The sequence below is a fragment of the Gammaproteobacteria bacterium genome, from assembly GCA_016705365.1.
Taxonomy (GTDB): domain Bacteria; phylum Pseudomonadota; class Gammaproteobacteria; order Pseudomonadales; family UBA5518; genus UBA5518.
This window is the reverse complement of record JADIYI010000008.1, coordinates 139,090-152,195: the sequence shown is the minus strand read 5'-3', so window position 1 is coordinate 152,195 and position 13,106 is coordinate 139,090. Positions and strand designations below refer to the sequence as shown.

Annotated in this window: 9 protein-coding genes; 6 read left to right on the top strand and 3 right to left on the bottom strand. The window is 62.3% G+C overall.

Features of this window, described 5'->3' with window-relative positions; all coding sequences use genetic code 11:
• Window positions 1-10 precede the first annotated feature (10 nt).
• From dnaK to dapB, 3 genes are all read left to right on the top strand, one after another.
• Window positions 11-1,942 carry a molecular chaperone DnaK gene (gene dnaK / locus IPF49_08090; GenBank protein ID MBK6287572.1) on the top strand — a complete coding sequence of 644 codons (1,932 nt, stop codon included), beginning with the start codon at window positions 11-13 and terminating at the stop codon, window positions 1,940-1,942.
• A gap of 105 nt (window positions 1,943-2,047) precedes the next feature.
• On the top strand, window positions 2,048-3,187 hold the full coding sequence (dnaJ, locus tag IPF49_08085; GenBank protein MBK6287571.1) for a molecular chaperone DnaJ: 1,140 nt from the start codon (window positions 2,048-2,050) through the stop codon (window positions 3,185-3,187).
• A gap of 7 nt (window positions 3,188-3,194) precedes the next feature.
• The gene (gene dapB / locus IPF49_08080; protein ID MBK6287570.1) at window positions 3,195-4,010 is read left to right on the top strand and encodes a 4-hydroxy-tetrahydrodipicolinate reductase; all 816 of its coding nucleotides are present in this window, start codon (window positions 3,195-3,197) and stop codon (window positions 4,008-4,010) included.
• Between the two features lie 25 nt (window positions 4,011-4,035).
• Here dapB and IPF49_08075 read toward each other — a convergent pair whose 3' ends face one another.
• The 3 genes from IPF49_08075 to IPF49_08065 all read right to left on the bottom strand — a co-directional run bounded on the left by IPF49_08075 (window position 4,036) and on the right by IPF49_08065 (window position 7,569).
• Complete coding sequence (locus IPF49_08075) at window positions 4,036-5,187, bottom strand: helix-turn-helix transcriptional regulator (protein MBK6287569.1); 1,152 nt, start codon at window positions 5,185-5,187, stop codon at window positions 4,036-4,038.
• Between the two features lie 88 nt (window positions 5,188-5,275).
• Complete coding sequence (locus IPF49_08070; protein ID MBK6287568.1) at window positions 5,276-6,520, bottom strand: helix-turn-helix transcriptional regulator; 1,245 nt, start codon at window positions 6,518-6,520, stop codon at window positions 5,276-5,278.
• Entirely contained in the window at window positions 6,517-7,569 is a 1,053-nt protein-coding gene (locus IPF49_08065; protein MBK6287567.1) for a hypothetical protein, read from the bottom strand. Before IPF49_08065 ends, IPF49_08070 begins: the two co-directional genes overlap by 4 nt.
• Window positions 7,570-8,199: 630 nt before the next feature.
• Between IPF49_08065 and carA the strand changes: the two genes are divergently transcribed.
• From carA to greA, 3 genes are read left to right on the top strand one after another with little or no spacing between them, the layout of a single operon-like run.
• The gene (gene carA / locus IPF49_08060; GenBank protein MBK6287566.1) at window positions 8,200-9,339 is read left to right on the top strand and encodes a glutamine-hydrolyzing carbamoyl-phosphate synthase small subunit; all 1,140 of its coding nucleotides are present in this window, start codon (window positions 8,200-8,202) and stop codon (window positions 9,337-9,339) included.
• A 45-nt stretch (window positions 9,340-9,384) separates the two neighbouring features.
• Window positions 9,385-12,603 (top strand): carbamoyl-phosphate synthase large subunit, encoded by a 3,219-nt coding sequence (gene carB / locus IPF49_08055; protein ID MBK6287565.1) that lies wholly within the window; start codon window positions 9,385-9,387, stop codon window positions 12,601-12,603.
• On the top strand, window positions 12,603-13,082 hold the full coding sequence (gene greA, locus IPF49_08050) for a transcription elongation factor GreA (GenBank protein MBK6287564.1): 480 nt from the start codon (window positions 12,603-12,605) through the stop codon (window positions 13,080-13,082). Before carB ends, greA begins: the two co-directional genes overlap by 1 nt.
• The last annotated feature ends 24 nt before the right edge of the window (window positions 13,083-13,106 follow it).

Sequence of the window (13,106 nt, the reverse complement as noted above, 5' to 3'; positions counted from 1 at the left end):
GAGAAGGATGATGGGCAAGATTATAGGGATCGATCTCGGGACCACGAACTCGTGCGTGGCGATCTTGGAGGGCGGCAAGCCCAAGGTCATCGAGAATGCCGAAGGCACGCGTACCACGCCCTCGGTGGTGGCTTACAGTGATGACGGCGAGGTGCTGGTCGGCCAGTCGGCCAAGCGCCAGGCGGTAACCAACCCGAAGAACACCCTGTACGCGATCAAGCGCCTGGTCGGTCGACGCTTCCAGGACGACGTGGTGCAGAAAGACATCAAGATGGTGCCCTACAACATCGTGAAGGCCGACAACGGTGACGCATGGGTCGAGGCGAAGGGCCAGAAAATGGCGCCGCCGCAGATCTCGGCGCAGATCCTGAAAAAAATGAAGAAAACCGCCGAGGACTATCTCGGCGAGCCGGTCACCGAGGCGGTGATCACGGTGCCCGCGTATTTCAACGACTCGCAGCGCCAGGCGACCAAGGATGCCGGCCGTATCGCAGGTCTCGAAGTGAAGCGCATCATCAACGAGCCCACTGCCGCGGCGCTCGCGTTCGGCATGGACAAGGGGCCGGGCGACCACCTGATCGCGGTCTATGACCTCGGTGGCGGTACTTTCGATATCTCGATCATCGAGATCGCCGATGTCGATGGCGAGAAGCAGTTCGAAGTGCTGTCGACCAACGGGGATACCTTCCTCGGGGGCGAAGACTTCGACATGCGCCTGATCGACTATCTCGCCGAGGAATTCAAGAAGGAAAACGGCATCTCGCTGAAGGGTGATCCGCTGGCGATGCAGCGTCTGAAGGAAGCGGCCGAGAAAGCCAAGATCGAACTCTCGAGCAGCCAGCAGACCGAAGTGAACCTGCCCTATATCACCGCCGACGCGACCGGTCCCAAACACCTGGTGGTGAAAATGTCGCGCGCCAAGCTCGAATCGCTGGTCGAGGATCTCGTCGAGCGCACCCTCGAGCCGGTGCGTATCGCACTCAAGGATTCGGGCAAGAGCGCGTCGCAGATCCAGGACGTGATCATGGTCGGTGGCCAGACGCGCATGCCGATGGTGCAGGACAAGGTCAAGGCATTCTTCGGCAAGGAGCCGCGCAAGGATGTGAATCCGGATGAAGCGGTCGCGGTTGGCGCCGCGATCCAGGGCGCGGTCCTCTCGGGCGGTGTCAAGGACGTGCTGCTGCTCGACGTGACGCCGCTCACCCTGGGGATCGAGACGCTGGGCAGCGTGGCAACACCGTTGATCGACAAGAACACCACGATACCGACCCGCAAATCGCAGGTGTTCTCGACTGCCGATGACGGCCAGACCGCGGTCACGATCCACGTGGTACAGGGCGAGCGCAAGAAAGCCGCCGACAACAAGTCGCTGGGGCGTTTCGATCTCGCCGATATCCCGCCCTCACCACGCGGCGTGCCGCAGATCGAGGTGACGTTCGATATCGATGCCAACGGTATCCTGCATGTATCCGCCAAGGACAAGGCGACCGGCAAGGAACAGTCGATCGTGATCAAGGCCTCCAGTGGCCTCTCCGATGCGGAAGTCGAGAAAATGGTGCGTGACGCCGAGGCGCATGCCGAGGAAGATCGCAAGTTCGAGCACCTGGTAGCGGTGCGCAACAAGGCCGATGGCATGGTCCATGCGATCCGCAAGACGCTGAAGGATTCGGCCGACAAGGTGCAGGAAGACGAAAAGCAGCGTATCGAGGCGGCGATCAAGGAGGTCGAGGAAGCGCTCAAGAGCGATGACGCCGAACAGATAGAAGCCAAGTCCGAGGCGCTGACCGAGGTCTCCGCAAAGCTCGCCGAGCGCCTTTATGCGGAACAGGCGCAGGCAGCCGGTGCCGGCCCGCAACAGGCGGGCGGCGAGGAGCCACAGCCGCAGCGAGATGACATCGTCGACGCCGAATTCGAGGAAGTCAAAGACAGCGACCGCAAATAGCTCAGGCTTCTGCCCGACGCCTGCACCCGGATATCCGGCTGCAGGAATTAGAACAAATGTCGGGCCATAGCCCGACCCACAGACGGTCGGCCACGGGACAGGACGATGGCGAAACGAGACTATTACGAAGTGCTGGGCGTGCAGCGTGGCGCCGACGAGGCCGAGATAAAGAAGGCTTATCGTCGCATCGCGATGAAGCACCACCCGGATCGTAACCAGGGCGATAACAAATCGGAGGAGAAGTTCAAGGAGGCGAACGAAGCCTACGAAGTACTCTCCAATCCGCAGAAACGCAGCGCCTATGACCAGTTCGGTCACGCCGGTGTCGACGGCCAGGCGGGCGCCGGCGGCTTCGGTGGTGGTGGCGCGAGCTTCAGCGATATTTTCGGTGATGTGTTCGGTGACATTTTTGGTGGCGCCGGTGGTGGCGGCCGAGCGCGTGGCGGTCCACAGCGCGGCTCGGACCTGCGCTACAACCTTGAAATCGATCTCGAAGACGCGGTGCATGGCGCAACCGTCAAGATCCGCATCCCGACGCTCGAATCCTGCGAAGAGTGCAAAGGCAGCGGCGCGCGTCGCGGCAGCAACCCGGTCAGTTGTACCACCTGTGGCGGCGCCGGTCAGATCCGCATGCAGCAGGGCTTCTTCTCGGTGCAACAAACCTGCCCCAACTGTCGCGGCAAGGGCAAGATGGTCAAGGATCCGTGCACCGGTTGCCACGGCCGTGGCCGGGTCGAGAAACAAAAGACGCTCTCGGTCAAGGTGCCGTCAGGCGTCGATACCGGCGATCGCATCCGCCTTTCGGGAGAAGGCGAAGGCGGGCCCGAAGGCGGGCCGAACGGGGATCTCTACGTGCAGATCGCGGTGCGCGCTCACCCGTTGTTCGAGCGTGACGGCAAGAATCTCTATACCGAGGTGCCGATCACCTTTGCCGATGCCGCCCTGGGCGGTGAGATGGAAGTCCCGACGCTGGAGGGCCGCGTCAAGCTGCGCGTGCCGCCCGAAACCCAGACCGGCAAGCTGTTCCGCCTGCGTGGCAAGGGCGTCAAGCCGGTGCGCGGCGGTGCGGTGGGTGACCTGATGTGCCGCGTCACGGTGGAAACGCCGGTCAACCTCGGCAAGCACCAGAAAGAGCTGCTGGCCGAATTCCAGACCTCGCTCGGTGACACCAGCCACAAGCACTCGCCGCGCAAGACCAGCTGGTTCGAAGGAGTCAAGAACTTCTTCGAAGAAATGAAGTTCTGAGCCCGCGATGATCCGCATCGCCATCAATGGCGCCGCCGGTCGCATGGGGCGCACACTGGTCGAAGCCGTTGCGGAAAATCCGGGTACCGCATTGCATGCGGCGCTCGAGCACCCCGACAGCACTCTGCTCGGCGCGGATTCCGGCGAACTCGCCGCCATCGGGCGCAACGGCATTGCCCTGGCGTGCAGCCTTGCCGAGGTGATCGCGAACTTCGATGTGCTGATTGACTTCAGTACGCCCGCCGCATCGGTGGCCAATGCACAGACCTGTGCCGCTGCCGGTCGGGCCATCGTGATCGGCACCACGGGGCTCGATTCGGCACAGCTGGGCGCCATCAGCGAAGCGGCGCGGAGTATCCCGGTCTGCATGGCCTCGAATTTCAGCACCGGGGTGAATCTCTGCTTCAAGCTGCTCGATATCGCTGCGCGTGTACTTGGCGATACCGTCGATGTGGAAGTGATCGAGGCCCATCACCGCCACAAGGTGGACGCACCTTCCGGCACCGCCCTCAGCATGGGCAAGGTGGTCGCGGACGCGCTCGGACGCGACCTCGGCAAGGTCGCGGTTTACGCACGGGAGGGGCAGACCGGCAAACGTGATCGTGACGCCATCGGCTTCGCCACCATTCGCGCCGGAGATATCGTCGGCGATCACACGGTCCTGTTCGCCGCCGACGGTGAGCGGGTGGAAATCACCCACAAGGCCAGCAGTCGCATGTCCTTCGCGCGTGGCGCCGTACGTGCCGGTGCCTGGCTGCACCAGCGCGCCCCCGGACTCTACGATATGCAGGATGTGCTCGGGCTTCGCCAGGCTGCAACGTGATCTGAAGCCGTTGCGGACGGCGGATTCAAAACCGCTTCAGGGCGCTCTCGATATCGATGCGCAGCGGCGAGTTGAGCAGCAGCCGGGTCAGGTCATTCTGGCGGCTTACGCCGGCTTTCTGAAACACGCGCTTGAGCAGGTTGCGCGCGGTGGCGACCGAGTTGCCCTCTGCCAACGCTACCTGCTCGAGCGATTTGCCCTGCATCAACCCAAGCGCCACAACAGCCTCGGCGCGGGTGAAACCGAACAGATCACGCATCCGCGCGAACGACGCGCCAAGTTCCTGCTCGGGATCGAAGATCATCAGGCTCGCCGCCGGACGACGCCCGCTTTGCTCGTGGTCGGGCGGCAGTGGCGCAATCATTAGCTGATAGGGTCGTTTGCCAGCACCTCGATGTACCAGCAGATCGGCGCTTTGCAGCGGCACACCGCGGGAATTGGTCGAGGCGATCACCGTGTTGATTGCCTGCTGCAGGCACGCGTCATCCGCTTTCAGTGTGGCGTGCAAACCGCCGCGTGCAAGCGCCAGCCCGTCGTTTCCGAGCAATGCCTCGGCCTTGCTGTTGGCCAGGAATACGGCGCCGCTATTGTCGAGAATCACCAGAGCCACCGGTGCGAAGTTGATGGTTTCCCACAGTGCGGCGCGAACCAGCCTGAGCTGTGTGAGCTGCTGCCAGACCTGGTAGGCACGCACTGCATGTGGGGCAAGCGATTCGAGCGTGCGCCGCTGCCGGTCCTGCGTCATGGTGCGGGCGCAACGGCCCAGGTTCACGACGATGCTGCGCTCGGGTGAATTCTCGAGGCACAACATCACGCCGTCCTCGAATTTGTTTGGTGCCACGAAATCGCTGTAGAAAGGTTGTGCCCGGAGCTCCTTCAGCGAAATCAGCTCATTGCGAAAACGGAGTTCGCCGGGTGCGAGTCCATGACGATGCAGATGCGCCACGGTGCCGCTGACCGCATATTTTTTCTCGGCCTGCTCAATGTCCGCGATATCGACGCCAACACTGTTGACGCATTTGCCTTGCTCGCCGGAGTCACGGATAACCACCACGCTGGCAGCACCAAAGCCCGCCAGTTCGGCCGACTTCGCAAGAACGGCGTTCACGTCCTCGTAGCCCAGTATTGCGGAGTACATGCGGTCGATCAGCGCGTTGAGTGCGGGTTCGCTTGCCAAATTTATCCCCCTCGGCGGCAGCGTTGGCCGCTCGATCACGCAGCCATATTAGCAGTGCGCGGTTCATGTTCGGCGTCGCGGGGAGCGGCTATTTGACGAGAACTGACCCAAACGGGTTAGATTTTGCAGATACTGAGTGCGATGACTGCATCAGGGAAGAAGGTACGGTGGCCCACAGCGCGGGCCCAACCAGTACCAGGCGCACCAGCTCGGATTGTCGGCTGGTGCCGGTCTTGACAAAGATCCGCTTGAGCTGCGAGCGCACGGTTTCCTTGCCGATGTTCAGCGAGGTGGCGATTTCTTCGAGCGTCTCGCCATTGGCGAGGCGCCAGCAAACCTGGACTTCCGATGCGGACAGGCGGTACAGCTGACGCAATATCGCCGGAGGGTCGAGTCGGGGGCGAGCCGGATCGAACAGCGTGACGGTGGCGCGGCGGCTGTCATCGGACGTGGTGCGCAGGTAGGTTGCATGCGTTCGATACGGGAGCACCATGATGCCAAGTGCCGGGCCGTCCGGCCGCGGTACCGAGACGGCGCCCCCGGTCATCATGTTCGGTCGTTTTGAAACCGCGATGCACTCGCGCACCATTGTCGAGAATCGTCGTTGCGCCTGCGGGTCATCGATACGAATAAGACCCTCCTGCTCATGGATCACCGGGCCGCTTGCCAGCATGGCACGCGCGATGCGGTTCATGTAGGTCACGCGTCCTTCCTCGCTCAGCACGATGAAGCCTGCGCCGGTCTGCGCAAGGTGTTCCTGTGCCAGGTCAGACATCAGCGTCAGCCGGTCCAACATGTTGAAGAGCACCAGACTCCGCTCGATGTGTGGCAGCAGCAGGTCGAGGAAGTCGGTTTCCTGGCGGGTGAACGGTGGATCGCCAATGTTGCGCGTAAAGCCCAGATGGCAGCGATAATGCTCGTTCAACGGAATTGCTGCGCTACATACATCATCGTAGCCAAGCAGCTTGTACCATTCCGTGAAATAGGGGTGAGCACGAACCTCCTCGTCGCTGACCAGTTCGTGGCGCAGATAGAAGCGCCGCGGCGGGTGCAGCGTCAGTGCCTGCTTGATCGGGTCAGTCGCGTAATACTGGCGCTGATACTGCTCATGGGCATCGCGGGGCAGCAAGCAGGCATCGACATAGCGTACGGTGTTGGTGCGCATTTCCCATACAACGATCGATCCCAGGCGCGCCCCGATGAAGGTGCAGCAACGTTCGAGAAAATCCGTGAGTTTCGAAGGTCCGGTTACAGTCGCGTAGAGTTCGTGGATCAGCGAGGAAAGCTCCGCGGAACTCACCGGCAGCGCGGGTTTTTGCGCGGCCGGGTTCATTGCACCATCGCCGCGGGTCCGCTCAGCACCAGCGTCACCAGTTCGGTCTGGCGCGAGGTGCCGGTCTTCTTGAAGATGCGTTTGAGCTGCGAGCGCACCGCCTCGAGCGAGCGAGCGGTGTCACGGGCGATGTCTTCCAGCGAGTCACCAGCGGCGAGCGCACACACGATCTGCGCTTCCTGCTGGTTCAGTTGATAGACCTGCTTGACCACGGCCTCGCGCTCGATCTGCGGTCGCTCGGGATCGTAGATCATGATCACCGCGCTGCCGCTGGCGCGCCCGCCGATCACGAAGTCGACACCGCTGCGGTAGGGGCTGATCGCCAATGACAGGGGTGAATCGCGCCCGGGCCGGGTAATCTTCAGCAGGGTCGGAGCAAAATGGCTGTCGGGCAGGTTGCCGGAGAGATGCTCGCGGATGGAGTCGAGCAGGGTATTGGTCTCGCCCGATTCCTGCGCCACCACGCGCCCATCGGCTTCGAGCAGCAGGCCCTCGGCATGCAGAAAGAGCTGGCGCGCCACTTCATTGCGATACAACATCACTCCGTCTTCATCGACCATCACCACGCCCACGTGATAGCGCTCGTAGCGATTCATCGCCGCGGCACTGACCGCTTTCAGGGACTCGAATTGCCGGTTCATGGAGTAGGCATGACGCAAATGCGGCAGCAGGCTTTCGGTCGCGCCGATGTTCGATTCATCAAACGGCAGGGCCTCGCCGCGACGCGCGAACCCCACGTAGCAGACATAATCATCGCCGGTATCGATATGGGCCATGCAGCGCGCCCCGATCCTGCTTGCGTCGGGGAACTGGCGCTCGATATCGTGACCCTCGAGGCGCGCGAAGCGTGCGATATCCGCATCGCTGTACAGCTTGCCGCTCGGCTGCCCCAGCGCCCAGCGGCGATACAGCGGAAATGACGCGAAACAATCATCCTGCCGGCTGCCAGATCGTTCGTGGTCGTTGGTGGTGATGAGTCCGCGCGCATTGGCGGTACTGCGCCGGCCGCCGGCCAGTATTCCCGCATCGGCGCCGATCAACTCGGTCATGGTTTGCAGAGCCAGGTGTAGCCGGGAGGGATCGGTGACCGACTCCAGCAGAAGTTCCGTTACTCGCAGCCTGTACTCGACCTGATTGCGTTGCATCGGTGCGTGGGCCGTGTTTCCGTTTGATTTCAATTGGCTCGACTAGGGAATAGTAGGTGCCATGGCAGCTTCTGTCATGACCCATATAGGGCACAAGCCGAAATTTTCTTTGCTCCGCAACGCCCCCCTCCCGCGCTCCGCCTTCGCAGATTTCGCGAGCGCTGGATGCCATGCATCCTGGAGTACGTTGTCGACGTGGTGGCGCAGAAGAGCTGCTATGTGTTTGCCGGACGTGCGCGGACGGGGTAAACAGCCGCGGGGGCGCTGATGCCGGGGCATTTCGTCAGAATTACCGGCGGGCCTTCTACTGCCTCGGCCTATCCCATAGAATGCGTCCTCAGATCACCGTTGGTATCCGGGGTGAAAACGGCGTCTGAAGCGATCAGGAGCGAGATGAGACCGGGTTTCATCTCGCTTTTTTACGGACTGAATCCGCTCTCCTCGCGCGCTTCTGTGCACCGGTAAGTACCTGCCGGCGGTTGTTTCAAGGCAGCGTGCCTTCATTTTTACGAGGAGAATCCGTTGATAACCGAGCTGCGTCGGCCGGCTGTACTCGCCCTTGAAGATGGCAGCGTGTTTCGTGGCGTTTCGATCGGTGCTCTGGGCGAGACCAGCGGCGAGGTCGTGTTCAATACCGCGATGACCGGTTACCAGGAGATCCTTACCGACCCTTCCTACGCGCGTCAGATCGTCACGCTCACCTACCCGCACATCGGCAATACCGGTATCAACTCCGAGGACCTGGAGTCCTCGTCGATCCGGGCTGCGGGACTGGTGATCCGCGATCTGCCGCTGTTGGCCAGCAATTTTCGCTGCCAGCAGAGCCTCGCGGACTACCTCGCAGGCGATGGTGTGGTGGGCATTGCCGAGATCGACACCCGCCGTCTGACCCGCATCCTGCGCGAGAAGGGTACCCAGAACGGCTGCATCATGGCCGGCGACTGCGACGAGGGCCGCGCCTTTGAACTGGCGCGGGCTTTTCCGGGCTTGAAGGGGATGGATCTGGCGCGTGTGGTCAGCGCTGACCAGCCCTATGCCTGGACCGAAGGCTCGTGGACGCTCGGCAGCGGCTTTGCACGCCCTGCGGTTCCCGCGACGTATCGGGTGGTGGCCTACGATTATGGCGTGAAGCGCAATATCCTGCGCATGCTGGTCGATCGCGGCTGCGAGGTGACGGTGGTGCCGGCGATGACTCCGGCTGCCGACGTGCTGGCGCTGAAGCCTGATGGCGTGTTCCTGTCGAATGGCCCCGGCGACCCCGAGCCCTGTGATTACGCGATTACCGCGATCCGCACCATCGTCGATGCCGCCCTGCCGGTATTCGGCATCTGTCTTGGCCACCAGTTGCTGGCGCTTGCCAGCGGTGCGCGCACCATGAAGATGAAGTTCGGTCATCACGGGGCCAATCACCCGGTACAGAATCTCGACGATGGCAGTGTGCTGATCACCAGCCAGAACCATGGTTTCGCGGTCGATGAATCCAGCCTGCCGGTGTGCCTGCGGCCGACCCATCGTTCGCTGTTTGATGGCACTCTGCAGGGCATGCATCGGACCGATCGCCCGGCATTCGGCTTTCAGGGTCACCCCGAGGCGAGTCCCGGGCCGCACGAGGCCGCGCTTCTGTTCGATCACTTCATCGAGTTGATGCGTAATCACCGAAGCACCCAGGCATGACGGGGTGTATCGGCGGCTCATCCAACTCTTGACGCAGGACTATTGATGCCAAAACGCACCGACATCTATTCCATCCTGATCATCGGGGCGGGGCCGATCGTGATCGGGCAGGCCTGCGAGTTCGATTACTCCGGCGCCCAGGCCTGCAAGGCGCTGCGCGAGGAAGGCTTCCGGGTGGTGCTGGTCAATTCCAATCCTGCCACCATCATGACCGATCCGGCGATGGCGGACGCGACCTATATCGAGCCGGTGAACTGGCAGTCGATCGCGAGCATCATCGAGAAGGAGCGCCCGGACGCACTGTTGCCGACCATGGGTGGGCAGACCGCGCTCAATTGTGCGCTCGATCTGGCGCGCGAGGGTATTCTCGAGAAATTCGGCGTGCAGCTGATCGGTGCCACGCGCGATGCCATCGACAAGGCCGAGGATCGCCAGAAATTCGACCGTGCGATGCGCGCGATCGGGCTCGAGACGCCGCGCTCGGCGATCGCGCACAGCATGGAGGAAGCGTTGCAGGTGGTCGATGGCATCGGCTTTCCATGCATTATCCGCCCGTCATTCACAATGGGTGGCTCGGGCGGCGGTATTGCCTACAACCGGGAGGAGTTCGAGGAAATCTGCGAGCGTGGCTTCTTCCTGTCGCCGACCAAGGAACTGCTGATCGATGAGTCGCTGATCGGCTGGAAAGAGTTCGAGATGGAAGTGGTCCGCGATCGCAAGGACAACTGCATCATCGTGTGCTCCATCGAGAACTTCGACCCGATGGGTGTGCACACCGGCGACTCGATCACGGTGGCGCCGGCACAGACGCTGACCGACAAGGAGTACCAGATCATGCGCAACGCATCGATCGCGGTGCTGCGCGAGATCGGTGTCGAGACCGGCGGCTCGAACGTGCAGTTTGCGGTCAACCCGGCCGACGGACGCCTGATCGTGATCGAGATGAACCCGCGCGTATCGCGTTCCTCGGCGCTCGCCTCGAAGGCCACCGGCTTTCCGATCGCGCGTATTGCCGCCAAGCTCGCGGTCGGTTACACGCTCGATGAGCTGCAGAACGATATCACCGGTGGCGCGACGCCGGCTTCCTTCGAGCCCTCGATCGATTACGTGGTCACCAAGGTGCCGCGGTTCACCTTCGAGAAATTTGCCACGGCCGATGCGCGTCTGACCACCCAGATGAAGTCGGTAGGCGAGGTGATGGCTATCGGGCGCACCTTCCAGGAATCGTTGCAGAAAGCAATGCGCGGTCTGGAGGTAGGCTCGGCGGGATTCGAGCCGCACGTCGAGGCATTCGACGAGGAGGCTGTTGCGCGCCTGCGCGGCGATATCCGCAATCCCGGTGCCTCGCGGCTGTGGTACCTGGCCGATGGTTTTCGCGCTGGTTTCACGCTCGAGGAAATGCACGAATTGTCTTCGATCGATCGCTGGTTCCTGGTGCAGATCGAGGACCTGGTTCGCGAGGAGGCGGCGCTGGAAGGGCTGGTGCCGGCGGCACTCGATTGCGGGCAGTTGCGGCGTCTCAAGCGCAAGGGATTTTCCGATCGCCGGCTGGCCGATCTGCTCGGCGTGAGCGAGCAGAGCATGCGCGAGCGGCGTCATCAGCTTGGGATCCGCCCGGTGTACAAGCGGGTCGATACTTGTGCCGGCGAATTTGCCTCCGCGACTGCCTACATGTATTCGACCTACGAAGAGGAATGCGAGGCGGCACCGGGCGAGCAGGACAAGATCATGGTGCTTGGCGGCGGACCGAACCGTATCGGCCAGGGCATTGAATTCGATTACTGCTGCGTGCACGCGGCGCTGGCGATGCGCGAGGATGGCTACGAAACCATCATGGTCAACTGCAATCCCGAGACGGTGTCCACCGACTATGACACCTCGGATCGTCTGTATTTCGAGCCGGTCACGCTCGAGGACGTGCTCGAGATCGTGCATATCGAGAAGCCGAAGGGCGTGATCGTGCAGTTTGGGGGGCAGACCCCGCTCAAGCTGGCTCGTGCGCTCGAGGCGGCCGGCGTTCCGATCATCGGCACCACGCCAGATGCGATCGACCGCGCCGAGGATCGCGAGCGCTTCCAGCAGATGATCGAGAAGCTCGGCCTGCGCCAGCCTGCCAACGCGATCGTGCGCTCTGCGGACGAGGCCGAAATTGCCGCGCAGCGGATCGGTTATCCGCTGGTCGTGCGGCCGTCCTATGTGCTTGGCGGGCGTGCGATGGAGATCGTTTACCGGGCCGAGGAACTGCGCGCCTATATGCGCGAGGCCGTGAAGGTCTCGGAGGATTCGCCGATTCTGCTGGATCTGTTCCTGCGCGCCGCCGTCGAAGTCGATATCGATGCGGTTTGCGACGGCGAGACGGTGGTGATCGGCGCGATCATGCAGCATATCGAACAGGCCGGCATCCATTCCGGTGATTCGGCCTGCTCCCTGCCGCCCTACAGCCTCCCCGTCGAGGTTCAGGCTGAAATGAAGGAGATCGTCGCACGCATGGCGCGCGAACTCGACGTGGTGGGGCTCATGAACGTGCAACTCGCCTGGCAGGACGGCAAGGTCTACGTGATTGAAGTCAATCCGCGGGCTTCGCGTACCGTGCCGTTCGTATCCAAGTGCATCGGCCGCTCGCTGGCAAAAATAGCTGCGCGCTGCATGGTCGGGCAATCGCTTGCGGCGCAGCAGTTCACCGAGGAACCGCTGGCGAGCCTGTTCAACGTGAAGGAATCGGTGTTTCCGTTCAACAAGTTCCCGGGCATCGACCCGATCCTCGGGCCGGAAATGAAATCCACCGGTGAGGTCATGGGCGTCGGCGCCACCTTTGCCGAGGCTTTCGCCAAGGCACAGGTGGCAGCCGGCGAGAACATTCCCTGCAGTGGCCTGGCTTTTCTCAGCGTGCGTGATGCCGACAAGCCCGGTATCGTGGGTGTGGCACGTGAACTCGTCGCGATGGGTTTCAGTATTGTCGCGACGCGCGGCACGGCGGCGGGGATCGAGGCGGCAGGAATCGCGGTCGAGGTCGTGAACAAGGTGCTCGAAGGGCGCCCGCATATCGTCGACATGATCAAGAACGACCGTATCCAGCTGATCATCAACACCACCGAAGGACGCCAGGCGATTGCGGATTCCTCGGCCATCCGCAGCAGCGCGCAGGCCCACGATGTCTATTACACGACCACCCTCGCCGGCGGCGAGGCGGTCTGCATGGCATTGCGCCACGGGCCGGATGTGAGCGTGCGGTGCCTGCAGGAAATACACAGGGAGCTCGTCTGATGGTTACGCGTGTACCAATGACTGTCGAGGGCGCGGAGCGATTGCGCGCGGAACTGGATCAACTCAAGCGCGTGGACCGGCCACGCATCAGCAAGGCGATCGCCGAGGCGCGCGAGCACGGTGATCTCAAGGAGAATGCCGAGTACCACGCGGCGCGCGAGCAGCAGAGTTTTGCCGAAGGACGGATCAGCGATATCGAAGCCAGGCTTTCGGCGGCCCAGATCATCGATATCAAGTCGATCACTTACTCGGGGCGAGTGATCTTTGGCGCGACCGTCGCGATCCTGAATCTCGAGACCGACGAAAAGTTGCGCTACCAGATCGTGGGTGAGGACGAGGCATCGGTCAAAGACAACAAGATTTCCGTGACCTCGCCCATGTCACGCGCGCTGGTCGGCAAGGAAGTCGGCGATATCGTGGTGGTGCGTACGCCGGCCGGTGAAACCGAGTACGAGATCGTCGAGGTGCTTCACCTGTAACCACCTGGTGGCCGGCCGGCTTGC

Coding starts and splice junctions, on each gene's coding strand:
- dnaK (MBK6287572.1), top strand. CDS start 11: ATGGGCAAGATTATAGGGATCGATCTCGGGACCACGAACTCGTGCGTG.
- dnaJ (MBK6287571.1), top strand. CDS start 2,048: ATGGCGAAACGAGACTATTACGAAGTGCTGGGCGTGCAGCGTGGCGCC.
- dapB (MBK6287570.1), top strand. CDS start 3,195: ATGATCCGCATCGCCATCAATGGCGCCGCCGGTCGCATGGGGCGCACA.
- IPF49_08070 (MBK6287568.1), bottom strand. CDS start 6,520: ATGAACCCGGCCGCGCAAAAACCCGCGCTGCCGGTGAGTTCCGCGGAG.
- IPF49_08065 (MBK6287567.1), bottom strand. CDS start 7,569: ATGACCGAGTTGATCGGCGCCGATGCGGGAATACTGGCCGGCGGCCGG.
- carB (MBK6287565.1), top strand. CDS start 9,385: ATGCCAAAACGCACCGACATCTATTCCATCCTGATCATCGGGGCGGGG.
- greA (MBK6287564.1), top strand. CDS start 12,603: ATGGTTACGCGTGTACCAATGACTGTCGAGGGCGCGGAGCGATTGCGC.